General features: G+C 56.3%; 12 protein-coding genes. 11 read left to right on the top strand and 1 reads right to left on the bottom strand.

All coding sequences use genetic code 11. The annotated features are described in order from the left end of the window. Positions 1-48: 48 nt before the first annotated feature. The 9 genes from B1C80_RS01345 to B1C80_RS01385 all read left to right on the top strand — a co-directional run bounded on the left by B1C80_RS01345 (position 49) and on the right by B1C80_RS01385 (position 12,256). Positions 49-1,461, top strand: coding sequence for a porin (locus B1C80_RS01345; protein WP_201723540.1), 1,413 nt, complete (start codon positions 49-51; stop codon positions 1,459-1,461). A 33-nt stretch (positions 1,462-1,494) separates the two neighbouring features. Then, a complete protein-coding gene (locus B1C80_RS01350; protein WP_077919246.1) occupies positions 1,495-3,081 on the top strand; it encodes an MFS transporter in 1,587 nt (528 codons plus the stop codon). Between the two features lie 29 nt (positions 3,082-3,110). Further along, positions 3,111-3,338, top strand: coding sequence for a DUF6814 family protein (locus B1C80_RS01355; RefSeq protein ID WP_077919247.1), 228 nt, complete (start codon positions 3,111-3,113; stop codon positions 3,336-3,338). Positions 3,339-3,447: 109 nt separating this feature from the next. After that, positions 3,448-3,660 carry a hypothetical protein gene (locus tag B1C80_RS01360; RefSeq protein ID WP_077919248.1) on the top strand — a complete coding sequence of 71 codons (213 nt, stop codon included), beginning with the start codon at positions 3,448-3,450 and terminating at the stop codon, positions 3,658-3,660. Next, complete coding sequence (locus B1C80_RS01365) at positions 3,653-6,355, top strand: ATP-binding protein (protein WP_077919249.1); 2,703 nt, start codon at positions 3,653-3,655, stop codon at positions 6,353-6,355. Before B1C80_RS01360 ends, B1C80_RS01365 begins: the two co-directional genes overlap by 8 nt. 20 nt (positions 6,356-6,375) lie before the next feature. Then, on the top strand, positions 6,376-6,747 hold the full coding sequence (locus B1C80_RS01370; RefSeq protein ID WP_077919250.1) for a response regulator transcription factor: 372 nt from the start codon (positions 6,376-6,378) through the stop codon (positions 6,745-6,747). A gap of 97 nt (positions 6,748-6,844) precedes the next feature. Beyond that, entirely contained in the window at positions 6,845-8,740 is a 1,896-nt protein-coding gene (acs, locus tag B1C80_RS01375; RefSeq protein ID WP_077919251.1) for an acetate--CoA ligase, read from the top strand. Positions 8,741-9,007: 267 nt separating this feature from the next. Beyond that, positions 9,008-10,780: an ABC transporter ATP-binding protein gene (locus B1C80_RS01380; protein ID WP_077919606.1), complete on the top strand. Its 1,773-nt coding sequence runs from the start codon at positions 9,008-9,010 to the stop codon at positions 10,778-10,780. Between the two features lie 75 nt (positions 10,781-10,855). Beyond that, positions 10,856-12,256, top strand: coding sequence for a PQQ-dependent sugar dehydrogenase (locus B1C80_RS01385; protein ID WP_077919252.1), 1,401 nt, complete (start codon positions 10,856-10,858; stop codon positions 12,254-12,256). Between the two features lie 57 nt (positions 12,257-12,313). Here B1C80_RS01385 and B1C80_RS01390 read toward each other — a convergent pair whose 3' ends face one another. Then, a complete protein-coding gene (locus B1C80_RS01390; RefSeq protein ID WP_077919253.1) occupies positions 12,314-13,162 on the bottom strand; it encodes a hypothetical protein in 849 nt (282 codons plus the stop codon). A 180-nt stretch (positions 13,163-13,342) separates the two neighbouring features. Between B1C80_RS01390 and B1C80_RS01395 the strand changes: the two genes are divergently transcribed. Beyond that, on the top strand, positions 13,343-14,437 hold the full coding sequence (locus tag B1C80_RS01395; RefSeq protein ID WP_077919254.1) for a fasciclin domain-containing protein: 1,095 nt from the start codon (positions 13,343-13,345) through the stop codon (positions 14,435-14,437). 123 nt (positions 14,438-14,560) lie between these two features. After that, positions 14,561-15,280 (top strand): DUF1080 domain-containing protein, encoded by a 720-nt coding sequence (locus tag B1C80_RS01400; protein ID WP_077919255.1) that lies wholly within the window; start codon positions 14,561-14,563, stop codon positions 15,278-15,280. Positions 15,281-15,284: the final 4 nt, after the last annotated feature.

Genomic DNA, 15,284 nt, shown 5'->3' on the forward strand with positions numbered 1-15,284 from the left:
AGACAGTTTTGATCCGGCGACTAACGCCGATCCGAACTTGTCTTACTCATGAAACATAGCTTACACCTGCTTGTACTTGCGCTGCTGCTCAGCGGGCCATGTCAACAACAAAGTATGGCTCAGGGCTCATCCGATTATGGAGCCGGGCTCAAGTTTAACCTGAATCCGGAAGGGACCAAATACGCCCGAATTCTTATGTGGAACCAAATGTGGTTCAGATCCATGCAGATGAATCCAGGTACGTCAGTAAACGGGGTTCCGACGGAGAACCTGACGGATATAGGCGCCCGGCGGCTTCGGGTACTGGCTTACGCCCAGATTTCGCCCCGTTATCTGATTCTGACCCACGTAGGTATCAACAACCAGACGTTCATAAACGGCGGAGCCGCAGGAACCAGCGGTACGGGTGGGTACGGACAGGGCAAAAAGCCAGGCCTGTTTTTCCACGATGTCTGGAACGAATACGCCGTTGTACCCAGCGGGAAAGACGCAGCCGGTATGGTTCGAAAGAATACGCTCTATCTGGGGGCCGGGCTGCACTACTGGCACGGTATATCCCGGATGACGTCGGCCAGTACGCTGAACTTCCTGGCGGTCGACGCCCCGATATTCAACTGGCCGCTGATCGAAAATTCGGATCAGTTTGCCCGGCTGTTCGGTATCTATGCCAAAGGCAAACTGGGTAAGCTGGAGTACCGCCTGAACTACAACAAACCCTTCGCTACCAACCAGACGCCCCCGCTGAGCGGCACGACCGTAACGCCCGATATGGCCGTTGATAATAACGGAGTCAGTAAAATGTCCTATGGTGGCTACTTCGAGTATCAGTTTCTGGATCAGGAAGCCAACGTCCTGCCCTTCAAGGTGGGCTCTTACGTAGGAACCAAGCGCGTATTCAACATTGGCGCGGGTTTTTACCGACAGCCCGAAGCAACACGCTCTATGAACAACGGCAAATTAAACGCCCACGATATCGACCTTTTTTCGGTGGATGTCTTCGCGGATATGCCAATCGGGAAAAAGGAAAAAAACATGGCCATTACCACCTACAGCGTTCTTTACAGGTATGATTTTGGTCCTAACTACCTGCGAAATCTGGGCATCATGAATCCCGGCGCGGCCGACGCTTCTTTTGAAGGAAAACGCGCGCTGGCCGGTCCGGGAAATGCCCGCCCGCTGGTCGGTACGGGAACGATCTGGTATACCCAGGCAGGGTTGCTTTTACCCAAAACCACCGAGAAACCCGTCATGCGGATACAGCCTTATGCAGCCTACACGCTCAAGAACCTGGAAGCGCTCGGAAAATCGGGTAATTATTACGACCTGGGCTGCAATTTTTATCTGGACGGCCACCATGCCAAGATTACCCCACAGTGGTCGGTACGTCCTGTCTACACCGACAAAAATACCATCAGCGGTACTCGGGGTGAGTTTATCCTGCAGGCCCAGGTTTATCTCTAATTCTTCACCTAGTCCATTAACCTTGTTTCATTCATGATTACAGAACCCAAGGCCAAACCAGCCACTAACATCCGTTCGCTGATCAGCGTCATCGGAGCCTCTTCCGTCGGAACGCTCATCGAATGGTACGATTTCTACATATTCGGGTCGCTGGCGACGGTACTGGCCACCAAGTTTTTTCCGGAAGGCAACTCAACGGCGGCCTTTCTGTCTACGCTGGCCACCTTTGCCGCCGGTTTCGTTGTTCGTCCGTTCGGCGCGCTGTTTTTCGGGCGGCTCGGCGATCTGATTGGCCGGAAATATACCTTCATGGTCACGCTGCTGCTGATGGGCGGAGCTACGTTTGCCATTGGCCTGATTCCGAGCTACGAAACCATTGGCTTCCTGGCTCCGCTGCTGGTGCTGATCCTGCGCCTGTTGCAGGGCCTGGCGCTGGGTGGCGAATACGGAGGGGCCGCTACCTACGTAGCCGAACACTCACCCAAAAGCGAGCGGGGCTTCTGGACCTCTTGGATTCAGACCACCGCCACCATTGGTCTGTTCGTTTCGCTGCTGGTGATCATGCTCACGCGGCTATCGATGTCTAAAGAAGCCTTCAACGATTGGGGCTGGCGGGTGCCGTTTCTGGTGTCGATCCTGATGGTGCTTATTTCGTATGTCATCCGGAAAAACATGAGTGAGTCGCCCCTGTTCGCCAAAGTGAAAGCGGAGGGGAAAACGTCGGCCAGTCCGCTGAAAGAAAGTTTCGGCAACCGGTACAACTTCAAATTCGTTCTGCTGGCGCTGTTCGGGGCCACCATGGGGCAGGGCGTAGTCTGGTATACGGGCCAGTTTTACGCCATGAGTTTTATCCAGAAAATCTGTAACGTAGAAGCGATGCAGGCCGATGGGCTGATGACCATAGCCCTGCTGATGGGTACGCCTTTCTTCGTGCTGTTCGGCTGGCTTTCGGACAAAATCGGCCGGAAAAGCATCATGCTGGCCGGTATGCTGGTCGCCATCCTGTCGTATCGAACCATCTACGAGAAGATGTACCAGACCACCAACCTGAGCAACAAAACCGAAGTGCCCGGAGCTGCCCGAATCGACTCGGTAACCGCTCCAAACCCTAAAGAAGCCGGTGGGTTCATCATGACCAAGACCATTGCCAAAGCGTATACCGACGGCACCACCTACGAGGAGGTGATCAAAACAAAAATTGCAGCTACGCCCGCGGCCGAGGCTCCCAAGCCGGAAATCAGGAAGACCGTCACCATCAATGATGCTGACAAATGGACGCTGATCTGGCTGGTATTTATTCAGGTGATTTTTGTAACGATGGTGTACGGCCCCATCGCGGCTTTCCTGGTTGAGATGTTCCCGACCAAGATCCGGTACACGTCCATGTCGTTACCCTACCACATCGGGAACGGGGTTTTTGGCGGACTGCTGCCGGCCGTAGCCACCTATCTGGCCACCAAAGCCAAGGACGCCAACACAGCCGCGGAAGCCGCCGGAGCCGCCCTGCCCAACGCAGCTCCCTATCTGGAAGGACTCTGGTACCCGATCGGGGTGGCCGCTGTCAGTTTCGTCATTGGCCTGCTGTACATCGACAACAAAAACCGGACAACCCACGACTAATTCATTCTAACCTGTAGACATTTTGTTCCATGAACGCAATCAAAAAATACGCTGGCATTGTCTGGCTGGCGCTGGCGGCTGTTGTCGGCTACTACGGCCTTACCCAGTTCGGTCTGCCCAAACTGACGAGCGGCAAAACCGAAGACCTGGTTTTTGGCATCATCATTCTGTTCGTACTGTTGCCCATTATCGTGGGTGGACTGGTCCGGTTTGGCCTCTACGCGCTCCAGGGCGAGTATGACGATGAAGTCAGCTAGGCCACACCCGTTGTAAATAAAGTGGCAGAGCAGTACCGCTGGCCCGAGACCAGCGGTACTGCCCGAGACCGGCTGTTGATCTGTAGCTATCCCGTAACTGACCTTCCATATGAAAACCCGGCGACTACTGTTGCTAAGCATCGTGTTTATGCTGCTTTTCAACGAGCCATTCCTGTCGATCGTTAACGTACCCGACCTGACGGGTGGGTTGCCTGGCAGCTATGCCTACGTGCTGGTAGTATGGGCCGCTCTGATTGTATCGCTGGTGATCTGCCTGCACGGCAACCGCAACGCTGACGATTCGTTCCATCCCGATGAATAGCCTCACGCTCATCGTCTGCTCGCTGCTCTACCTGAGTCTGCTCTTTCTAATTGCCTACTGGGCCGAACACCGCACGCATACCCGCCGGAGTCTGGTGAATAACCCGTACGTTTATTCGTTATCGCTGGCCGTTTACTGCACGGCCTGGACGTTCTACGGCAGTGTAGGCCGGGCCGTATCGCACGGGATGCAGTTTCTGACGGTTTATATTGGCCCAACGCTCGCGGCTCCGCTCTGGTGGCTCATCCTCCGGAAAATCATTCGCATCTGCAAAGCCCAGCGCATTACCAGCATTGCGGACTTCATTTCGGCCCGGTATGGCAAAAATCGGGGGCTGGGCGTTTTCGTGACGGGTCTGTGTGTAGCCGGTATCATCCCCTACATCTCTATCCAGATCAAAGCCATAGCGACCAGTTTTTCGGTATTATCGGGCCAGGCGGGTAACGCATCGGAAGGCTTGTTTCTGGGCGACCAGGCCTTTTATATCACACTGGTTCTGACCATTTTCACGATCCTGTTTGGCGCCCGTACCCTCGAAGCGACCGAGCGGCACGAGGGCCTGGTCACGGCCGTTGCGTTCGAGTCGCTCGTGAAGCTGGTCGCTTTCGTAGCGGTTGGTCTGTTTGTCACCTTCGGGCTGTTCAATGGCCCGACGGATATTTTTCAGCAGGCCCGGGCCATACCCGCGCTGCGCCAGCAGTTCACGTTCGGGCCGGGCCATACGTCGGGCGACTGGTTCTGGAATATCTTATTGTCGATGCTGGCCGTTCTGTTTCTGCCGCGCCAGTTTCAGGTAGCCGTCGTGGAAAATACCAGCGAGAAGCACCTCGACAAAGCCATATGGCTGTTTCCGCTGTACCTGTTCGTCATCAATATTTTTGTGTTGCCGCTGGCCTTTGGGGGCCATATTCTGCTGGGCGACCTCCCCATCGACGCCGACAACTATGTACTGGCCCTGCCGGTGCAGTACGGCCGCGAAGGCCTGGCCCTGCTGGCTTACATCGGCGGATTTTCGGCGGCCACGAGCATGATCATTGTCGAAACGATTGCGCTCAGCGTCATGGTCAGCAACAACGTCGTGATGCCTTTTCTGGTGAGCCGTTCCAACTGGCAGAACCGGTTTGGCGCGGTGTCGAGTACGTTTGTCATCAACATCCGGCGGCTCACGATTGTCCTGTTTCTGGTCCTGGCGTATATATACTACCGAACGGTGTCGCAGCAGTTCTCGCTGGTATCGGTTGGGCTGATTTCGTTCGCGGCTGTCGCTCAGTTTACGCCGGCCATCATTGGCGGTATTTTCTGGAAAGAAGGCAATCGGGCGGGGGCGCGGCTGGGTCTGTATGCCGGTACCGCTATGTGGTTTTACACGCTGATTCTGCCTACGCTCGTACCCGGGCTGCTTCCACCTACGCTACTGACCGAGGGGCCCTGGGGGATTGGTTTTTTACGCCCGCAGAACCTGTTCGGACAAACCGACCTGGAGCCGCTGGCCCAGGGAATTTTCTGGTCCCTGCTGGTCAATGTGCTGGGGTATCTGTGGGGATCGATCAACCGGCCGCAAAGCGCGCTGGAGCACAACCAGGCGGTTCTCTTCGTCGATATTTTCCGGCTTTCGCGCTCCGACGAGAGTTCCGTAGTCTGGAAAGGGAAAGTAGTCGTGTCGGAACTACAGCGGCTGCTCACCACCTTTTTCGGAGCCGACTGGGCCAATCGCGTTATTGAGCGGTATACCAGCCGACATGCACCCGCCACCCCGACCTCCTACGCCGACGCCCGGCTGGTTACCTACTGCGAGAAACTGCTGGCGGGCGCTATTGGAACAGCCTCGGCCCGTACGCTCGTAGCCTCCATTGCGAAGGAAGAAACTATTTCGGTCGATGAAGTGATTCGTATTCTCAAGACCTCGCAGGAGCTGCTTTCGGTCAACAGGGAGCTCAAACGAAAGTCGACGGAACTGGAACAGATGGCTCAGCAACTCAGCGAAGCCAACGAACGCCTGCAGGCAGCCGACCTCAACAAAGCCGAGTTTCTGTCGACCATCACGCATGAGGTTCGTACGCCCATCACGTCGGTGCGGGCACTGGCCGAGATTCTGTACGACACGCCCGATATGAACGATCACTCCCGCCAGCAGTTTCTGGGAACGATTATCCGCGAGTCCGAACGGCTTACCCGACTCATCAACCAGGTGCTGGATCTGGAGCGATTCGAATCGGGGCGGTTACAGCTACAGCTGGAGCCGGTCCTGTTGCGCGATATCGTACGCCAGGCCATCGATACCATACAGCAGCTGATTCGCGAAAAAAACATCAGCATCACGGTACAGCACGACATTCCGCCTACCCCCGTGCGGGCCGACCACGATCGGCTGATGCAGGTATTCATCAACCTGCTCTCGAACGCGGTCAAGTTTTGTGAACCTAACCAGGGCCGAATTGCCGTACTAACATCAGCCGATGGTCCCAACCTGATCGTGAGTATAACCGATAACGGCGTGGGCATCGACCCGGCCTATCATGAGCTGATTTTCGACAAGTTTTACCAGCTCCACCACAAAACCCGCGACAAACCGACGGGTAGCGGACTGGGCCTGGCGATTTCCCGGAAAATTGCCGAATTACATGGCGGCAGCATTCGGGTGGAGAGTCAATTGGGACAAGGTGCTACCTTTACCGTACGTATACCCGTTGACTAGCCATCCGATCACTGATCTCTATGCTTACCGTAGTAATTGCCGACGACGAACCAAACATTCTGCTCTCGCTCGAATTCCTGATGAAGAAAGAAGGACACCGGGTCTTTATTGCCCGCGACGGGGCCGAAGCCCAGGAACTGATCGACGCCGAAAAACCGGACCTGCTCCTGCTCGACGTCATGATGCCCAAAATGAATGGTCATGAACTCTGCCGGTACGTACGGGCGCAACCCGATCTGAACCATGCGAAAGTAATTTTTCTGAGTGCCAGAAGTAAAGAAGCCGATGTGCAGGCCGGTTACGAGGCCGGCGCTAACCTGTACATACCCAAGCCTTTTTCGACCCGCGACCTCGTCAGCCGGATTAATCAGCTAATGAAACCGGTCGGGTAAGTAGGTAGCTATCTATACCAACTTAGCAAATAAATTACCGGCCAAAACGCCGGTGTCATTTACTTTTACTCTCTCATTTACCTTTTGCCCTTCAACTATGCGTATCCGAACCTTTGACGACTATCAGCAGGCCTACCAGCAAAGTGTCGAAGACCCCGAGGCCTTCTGGGCCGGTGTAGCTCAGGAATTCCAGTGGCGCAAACCCTGGACCAAAACCCTACAATGGAACTTTACCGAACCCAATATCAAGTGGTTTGTAGGTGGTAAACTGAACATTACCGAAAACTGCCTCGACCGGCACCTGGCCGAACGGGGCGATCAGCCCGCCATCATCTGGGAACCCAACGATCCGCACGAAGCCGGGGTTACCCTCACCTATCGGATGCTCCACGATCAGGTTTGCCGGATGGCCAACGTGCTCAAGCGCAACGGCGTAGGCAAAGGTGACCGGGTCTGCGTCTACATGCCGATGGTCCCCGAACTGGCCATTGCCGTGCTGGCCTGCGCCCGTATCGGTGCTATTCACTCCGTTGTTTTCGGTGGATTTTCGGCCCAGAGCATTGCCGACCGGATCAACGACGCCCAGTGCCGACTGGTGATTACGGCCGATGGCGCTTACCGGGGCAACAAAGAAATTCCACTCAAAAGCGTTGTCGACGATGCCCTGATCGGCTGCCCCAGCGTGGAGAAAGTAATCGTCATGACCCGTACGCGCACGCCGGTAGCCATGCTGAAAGGTCGCGACGTATGGATGGAGCAGGAACTCAAGCAGGTCACCGCCGACTGCCCGGCCGAAGAAATGGATGCCGAAGATGTGCTGTTCATTCTCTACACATCGGGCAGTACGGGTAAACCCAAAGGCGTGGTTCATACCTGCGGTGGGTATATGGTCTATGCGGCTTATACCTTCGAGAACGTATTCCAGTACGAGCCGGGTCAGGTGCATTTCTGCACGGCCGACATCGGCTGGATTACGGGGCATAGCTACATCGTATACGGACCGCTGGCCTGCGGGGCTACCTCACTGCTGTTCGAAGGGGTACCGACCTACCCCGACGCTGGCCGGTTCTGGGATATTGTCGATAAACACCAGGTCAACATCCTGTACACCGCCCCAACGGCCATCCGGTCGCTGATGGGCTTTGGTCTCGATAAGGTAGAAAATCACGACCTGAGCAGCCTGAAGGTACTCGGCTCGGTGGGCGAACCCATCAATGCCGAAGCCTGGCACTGGTACGACGATCATATCGGCAAAAACCGGTGCCCGATTGTCGATACGTGGTGGCAAACCGAAACGGGTGGCATGCTGATTTCGCCCATTGCGGGCGTCACCAAAACCAAACCTACTTACGCCACCCTCCCACTGCCCGGCGTTCAGCCCATGCTGGTGGATGAAAACGGGAAGGAGATCGAAGGCAACGGCGTATCCGGAAACCTGTGCATGAAGTTTCCCTGGCCGGGTATTCTACGAACAACCTGGGGCGACCATGAGCGCTGCCGACAGACGTACTTCAGCACCTACCCCGGCCTGTATTTTACCGGCGATGGCTGTCTGCGCGACGAAGACGGCTATTATCGGATCACGGGCCGCGTCGATGACGTCCTGAACGTATCGGGCCACCGCATCGGTACGGCCGAAGTGGAAAACGCCATCAACATGCACACGGGCGTGGTCGAAAGCGCCGTTGTCGGGTATCCGCACGACATCAAAGGGCAGGGTATCTATGCCTACGTCATTGCCGACGCCATGCCCGCCGATCATGACGCCGACCTTACCAAGCGCGACATCCTCGCTACCGTCAGCCGGGTCATTGGCCCCATTGCCAAACCCGATAAAATTCAGTTTGTTTCGGGTCTGCCCAAAACCCGGTCGGGCAAGATCATGCGCCGGATTCTTCGCAAAATTGCCGAAGGAGACACCAGCAACCTCGGCGACACGACCACGCTGCTCGATCCGGCTGTTGTTGACGAGATCAAAGCCGGCGCCGTGTAGTTTTGTCAATTAGCGTCTAAAGCCTAAAAGGTCTATGTAACGATCTTTTAGGCTTTTTTGATGTCCTGTATGGCCCGCCCCGCTCCCGCCCACCGGGCCATACAGGACCGCTGGCTGCGCCAGCCTCAGCGGTACCGGCATCAGGCTGAGCGCCCCCGACAGGTTTTTGTCAACGACGTTTCCGGTTCAGGAGACCTTTTAGGCTCGTCTGTTGTTACACCGGCAAATCCCGTCCGCTCACCACCAGGCCGGGCCGTCAACTCCTGTATGAAACTACTTTACAGTTATTTGCGCCGTTACTGGGGCCTGCTGATCCTGGCGCTGCTACTGGCCGCTGTCAACCAGATTTTTTCGCTCCTCGACCCGTATATCTTTCGGAAGATCATCGACCAGTACGTTGTCAAGCCGGGCGGCACCCTGCGCGACATCAACTTCTGGGAATTTCTGCAGAACGGGGCGGGGCTTCTGATCCTCCAGGCCCTGGGCGTAGCCATGGTGAGCCGCATCGCCAAAAATTTTCAGGACTATTACGTCAACGTAATCACCCAGCGGCTGGGCGCCAGGCTCTATACCGACGGCCTTCGCCACTCCCTCGAACTACCCTACCAGGTCTTTGAAGACCAGCGCTCGGGCGAGACGCTCGGTAAGCTGCAGAAAGTACGGTCCGATGTCGAGAAGCTGATCCAGTCGTTCGTCAACGTCCTGTTCACGTCCGTAGTGGGTATCGTGTTCGTGATGTGGTACGCCACTACCGTTTACTGGCCCATTGCGCCGGCTTATTTTCTGACCATTCCGCTGCTGGGTTTCGTGAGCTCGCTGCTCAGCAAAAAAATCAAGAACGTTCAGAAAACGATCGTTGCCGAAACAACGGCCCTGGCCGGCTCGACCACCGAGAGCCTGCGCAACATTGAACTGGTCAAAAGCCTCGGCCTGGCCCAGCAGGAAACCGAACGGCTGAACGCCACGACCGAGAAAATTCTGAAACTCGAGCTGAAGAAGGTTCGCTATATCCGGTCCTTGTCGTTCGTTCAGGGCACCTTCGTGAACCTGCTCCGTAATGCCATTATGCTGCTAATGTTGTTTCTGGTGGTGCAGGGGCGCATTACGGTGGGTGAGTTTTTCTCGCTGTTCATCTATTCGTTTGCCATTTTCGGACCGCTGCAGGAACTGGGCAACATCATCAATATATACCGCGAAACAGAAGCGTCGCTGGCTAACTTCCAGCAGATTCTCGACACCCCGCGCGACGTCAAGCCCGCCCTGCCGCAGCCCGTCAGGGGCCTTCAGACGCTGGCTTTCGATGCGGTTCGGTTCAAACACCTGTCGGCCAGCCAACCCGCCCTCGACGACATCTCGTTCGATGCCCAACTGGGCGAAACCATTGCCTTCGTAGGGCCGAGCGGCTCGGGCAAAACCACGCTGGTCAAGCTGCTGGTGGGGCTCTATACCCCCATGAGCGGCCAGATTCTGTACAACAACATACCCGGCTCGGCCGTCAACCTCGACGAGTTGCGCGAACAAATCGGCTTCGTTACCCAGGATACGCAGCTTTTTGCCGGTACCATCCGAGAAAACCTGCGCTTCGTGGCTCCTAACGCCACCGACGAAGAATGCCTGATGGCACTCCGGCAGGCCGCGGCCGATTCGTTGCTGGCCCGCGCTCCGCAGGGGCTCGATACGGTTATTGGTGAAGGGGGCGTAAAGGTCTCCGGGGGCGAGAAACAACGGTTGAGTATTGCCCGCGCGCTGCTGCGCAAACCGACCCTGCTGGTCTTTGACGAAGCCACATCGGCGCTCGACTCGCTGACCGAAGAAGAGATTGGCCGAACGGTTCGTGAGCTGTCGGGTTCACATCGGCACATCACCATCCTGATTGCTCACCGGCTGAGCACGATTCTGCACGCCGATCGTATTTTTGTACTGGAACAGGGGCGGGTGGCTGAGCAGGGCCGTCACGACGAGTTGCTGGCGCTGAAAGGTCTGTATTATGCCATGTGGCGGCAGCAGATTGGCGAACGCAAAGAACTGGTAGCTGTCTAGCCGTTTACCTATAGCCCATCAATAGTAAAAAAGTCAGCTCTCCCGCTTCATTCGTAAAACAAGTCCCATCCCCCTATGCTACGCTACACGATTGGCAGCGCCTTTGTGGCCGTGTTTTGCCTCAGCAGTTTTCTGATCGACCGAAAGCCGGCGGCAAAAACGGCGCGCGAAAACTACGAAACCTATTGCTCCTCCTGCCACGGCGAAAAGGTAGAAGCCTTTGTCGATCGCCAGTGGAAACACGGGAAAGAAAAAAGTGACCTGGTTAAAAGTATTACCGGCGGTTACCCCGACCTGGGCATGCCGGCCTGGAAAGGCGTGCTGACCGATAAGGAAATCGACGAGATGGCCGACCTGATTCTGACGAGCCTGAAAAACGTGGATCAGTACAAATTTGCCAACAAGCCCTCCTCCAACGTATTTACCTCGGAAGGCATGACAGTTCGGCTCGACACGGTGGCGAGCGGGTTCAAGTCGCCCTGGGGTCTGGCCTTCCTGCCCGATGGCAGCATGCTGGTGACCGACCGCACGGGCGATCTGTACCGGGTCGAAAAAGGCAACCAGAAAACCAAACTAACCGGTGGCCCAACCGTATTGGCCGAAGGACAGGGTGGCCTGCTCGACGTAGAACTGCACCCCGACTTTGCGAAGAATCAGCTGATCTACCTGTCGTATTCGGCGGTGAAGCAGGAAGGCAGCGACAAGCTTTCGACCACGGCCGTGATGCGGGCCAGACTGGCGGGTACTGCGCTGACCGATCAGAAGGTAATTTTTGAAGCACTCCCCTACGCCAAAACCCGCCACCACTACGGCTCGCGGCTCGAATTCGACAAGAAAGGGTTTCTGTACATTACGGTTGGCGACCGCGGCAGTGAACAGCAAAACCCCCAATCGCTGGACCGCGACGCGGGAAAGGTGCACCGCCTGCACGACGATGGCCGCATTCCGGCCGACAACCCCTTCGTAGCCAACAAGAGCGCGCACCCGTCTATCTATTCGTACGGCCACCGCAATCCGCAGGGTATGGCCCTGAACCCGGCCACGGGCGCCATCTGGACCCACGAACACGGGCCGCGCGGGGGCGATGAGATCAACATCGTTAAAAAATCGGCCAACTACGGCTGGCCCGTCATCTGCTACGGCATCAATTACGACGGCAAACCGATCACCAACCTGACGGCCAAAGAAGGCATGGAACAGCCGCTTACCTACTGGTTACCGTCCATTGGTCCCAGTGGTATGGCCTTCGTAACGAGTTCCAAATACCCGGGCTGGAAAAACAACCTGATGGTGGGGTCGCTGCGGTTTCAGTACCTGAATCGGTGCGTCATGAACGGCGACAAAATCGTTAGCCAGGAGAACATCCTGAAAAACATTGGCCGGCTGCGCAACGTGACCATGGGACCCGACGGCTACCTCTACGTATCGGTCGAAGATCCGGGTTACGTATTCCGACTGCTGCCCGTTACCCAGTAAGCGGCCCACAACCCGACAAAAACGCCCGACAGTGCTGCTGCCGGGCGTTTTTGTATTTTACAAAGGTGTAGCATCCGGCCATGGTGTCAGCCGCAGCAGGGCCCGCATACGTTCTTCGACCAGATCGAGGAAAGAATCGTCGCGCAGGTAGGCCGTGTGCGACAGGGGTGTTTCTGACAGCGGCCACGTACCGGCATTGATCGAAATATCGTCGATGCGGGTGCCCTGCGTATCGTCCCAGATGTCGGCCAGCGGATACCCAAGCACATCGTCCGGATCGAACACGTTCTGCCAGCGGGCTTCGGCTTTCAGATACGCCGGTAGGCTCTGGTGCGGAAATGGAATGCATCGGATGGGGGGCGAAGGCGGCAGAAAGAGCGGAATATTAGAGCCGAACGTGATAAACGACGTGAGCGTTTCGGTCCGCTCGAAGGGCGTTTTGCCCAGGCCAACATGCTCCTCATTTTTGTTGTAATGCTGGTCCCAGATGTAATTACTGGCGATTACGCTGCCCAGCGAGTGGGCCAGGATCATCAGGGGCCGGGATTTCCCCTCGCCCAGCCGGGCCGAGAGCTGCTCCAGACTGGTCCGCATGCACTCATGAATCTGCCCATACACCGGTTTGCCATCCTTGAAAAAACCAGACAGATAACTCACCGGATCGCCCAGTGCGCTGACAATCCAGCGTCGAAACGCCAGCGCATCCAGCTGATCACGCAGCAGCAACCGACGCCAGGTTACGTCCTGTTGTTTCTGCAGAATGGGTGCCCAGTAACACGCTTCAAACTCGACCTCCCGGGCCGCATCGCCCAGCCGTTTCGTTACCTGATCGATAAGTACTTCGGCATAATCGGGAGCAGGATCGCCCATGCCATGAATAATAAAAACGCCTAGTTTTTTGGTCATGGTTCAGCCCGTTTCGTTGCCCTGAAAGTACGCAAAACATAAATCCCGTTCACTCGAATAGCACTTTTCCAACACAACAACTCATCCCGATGCCCCGTTAACCTTCCAACTACCTCTCGTTACGCAACAATGACGACAGGATTGCTTACTTAATTAGTCAACAATTTACCAACTCAACGTATGACCATTCATCTCAATTTCAACACATTCCGATCAGTGGCAGCGGCCTGCCTGCTGAGTTCGGTTGCCTTTCTGAGCAGCTGTACCAATAACCCCGATCCGCAACCGGTTCCGCCTACGACAACCAATCCAGGTTCGGGCACGGCTACTACGCCCGGCACCGGCACGGCCACCACACCCGGCTCCGGCACATCGACCACGCCGGGTTCAGGCACCACAACTCCCGGCTCGAACCAGACCGTTGTGGCCTCGTATGATTACATCAAGCAGAAAGATAATCTGACGTTCCTGACGGCCGCCATTGCGCAGGCTGGTCTGGTTGCGGATGTGAACAAAGGCGCACTGACCATCTTCGCCCCCTCCGACGACGCCTTCCGGGCGGCTGGTTACGCCAGTGTGGCCGCGGTGAGTGCTGCGCCAGCGGCTGACCTGAAGCGGATTCTGCAATACCACGTCATCGGGTCGCTGATCGACCTGTCGTCCATCCCGACGCGGGTGAATACCTCCTATCAGACCACCTTGCCCAATACGCAGGTGTCGGTTTATAAGGTTAGCAACAGCGACGTCAGCATCAACGGCGCGAAGGTTACCCAGGGCGACATTCCGACCACAGGCAGCACGATCCATATCATCAACAAGGTGCTGATGCCGCCAACGATCAACGCAGCCGACGTGGTAAAAGCCAACAATGATCTGTCACTGTTCGTAGCGGCCGCCAACCGGGCGGGTACCAGCATTCAGAACATTCTGAGCAACAGCACGCAGAATGGCGTAACCGTTTTCGCGCCCAACAACGCAGCCTTCAACGCAGCAGGCTATGCCAACGTGGCGGCCATTGAGAAAGAAGACCCGAAAAAACTGGCTGATCTGCTGGCCTACCATACGCTGAACTACCGGGCCTTTGCGCAGACGTTCCAGAACGGGGCCGACGTGGTAACGGCCCAGGGATCGAGTGTGCGGTTCAACGTAGCCGATGGTAAAGTGACCATTTTGGGGAAAGGCAACGGAACCAGTTCGGCCAACATCACCCAGGCTGACGTAGTGGCCAACAATGCCGTTATTCATGTCATTGACCGCGTACTGCTGTTCCAGTAGTAACTGCAGACAGGAGGTAGTTAGGCGTGCCCCGTTTCAGAACGGGGCACGCTTTGTTTTGGGCCGGACAGTAGCGAACGACTTCGGCCCGTCTTTTACAACAAACCCGTATTCATTCAACCCATGCGCTTTCGGTTTCTTTTGTCTGCCCTACTCGTTCTGACTGCCAGCCTGACGCAGGCTCAGAATACCCTAACCTCACAGGAAAAGAAAGAGGGCTGGACCCTCCTGTTCAACGGCCAGAACACCAACGGCTGGCATACCTACGGCGGCAAAGGAGTCGGCTCGGCCTGGCGCGTGGAGCAGGGGGCGCTACACCTGTATGTGCCGAACCGCATCGGTAACAAAGCCGCTAACGGGGGCGACCTGGTTACGGATGCCTCGTTCACCGGCGATTTTGAGTTCAAGGCCGATTGGAAAGTAGAACGGCTGACCAACAGCGGCATTTTCTTTTTCGTGCAGGAATCCCCCGCCCACAAGAACGTATACGATACGGGGCTTGAGCTTCAGGTTCTCGACAACGCCATTTATGAAGGAGCCGACGAGAATAAGCACCGGGCGGGCGATTTCTTCAGCGTAGCCAACGCCCGCGTTCGTGAGGTCAACCCGGTCGGTTCGTGGAACCAGGTGCATTTCGTGATGAAAAAGAACACGCTGACCGTATCGCTGAACGGGTTTACGATCCACGAGTACACCCTCAACAGCCCCGAATGGAAACAGCGGGTGGCCGCCAGTAAGCTCAAAGACGCCCCCATCGGCAAAGGCCAGTATATCGGCCGGATTGGTTTGCAGGACTGGGGCAGCCCCGTCCGGTTTCGCAATGTCAAGTTCCGTCGTCTCTAGCGTT

The organism is Spirosoma sp. 209, assembly GCF_002006735.1.
GTDB lineage: Bacteria > Bacteroidota > Bacteroidia > Cytophagales > Spirosomataceae > Spirosoma > Spirosoma sordidisoli.

Bases quoted from the DNA above. Each gene is read 5' to 3' on its own strand.
- B1C80_RS01345 (WP_201723540.1), top strand. From the start codon at position 49: ATGAAACATAGCTTACACCTGCTTGTACTTGCGCTGCTGCTCAGCGGG.
- B1C80_RS01350 (WP_077919246.1), top strand. From the start codon at position 1,495: ATGATTACAGAACCCAAGGCCAAACCAGCCACTAACATCCGTTCGCTG.
- B1C80_RS01355 (WP_077919247.1), top strand. From the start codon at position 3,111: ATGAACGCAATCAAAAAATACGCTGGCATTGTCTGGCTGGCGCTGGCG.
- B1C80_RS01360 (WP_077919248.1), top strand. From the start codon at position 3,448: ATGAAAACCCGGCGACTACTGTTGCTAAGCATCGTGTTTATGCTGCTT.
- B1C80_RS01365 (WP_077919249.1), top strand. From the start codon at position 3,653: ATGAATAGCCTCACGCTCATCGTCTGCTCGCTGCTCTACCTGAGTCTG.
- B1C80_RS01370 (WP_077919250.1), top strand. From the start codon at position 6,376: ATGCTTACCGTAGTAATTGCCGACGACGAACCAAACATTCTGCTCTCG.
- acs (WP_077919251.1), top strand. From the start codon at position 6,845: ATGCGTATCCGAACCTTTGACGACTATCAGCAGGCCTACCAGCAAAGT.
- B1C80_RS01380 (WP_077919606.1), top strand. From the start codon at position 9,008: ATGAAACTACTTTACAGTTATTTGCGCCGTTACTGGGGCCTGCTGATC.
- B1C80_RS01385 (WP_077919252.1), top strand. From the start codon at position 10,856: ATGCTACGCTACACGATTGGCAGCGCCTTTGTGGCCGTGTTTTGCCTC.
- B1C80_RS01390 (WP_077919253.1), bottom strand. From the start codon at position 13,162: ATGACCAAAAAACTAGGCGTTTTTATTATTCATGGCATGGGCGATCCT.
- B1C80_RS01395 (WP_077919254.1), top strand. From the start codon at position 13,343: ATGACCATTCATCTCAATTTCAACACATTCCGATCAGTGGCAGCGGCC.
- B1C80_RS01400 (WP_077919255.1), top strand. From the start codon at position 14,561: ATGCGCTTTCGGTTTCTTTTGTCTGCCCTACTCGTTCTGACTGCCAGC.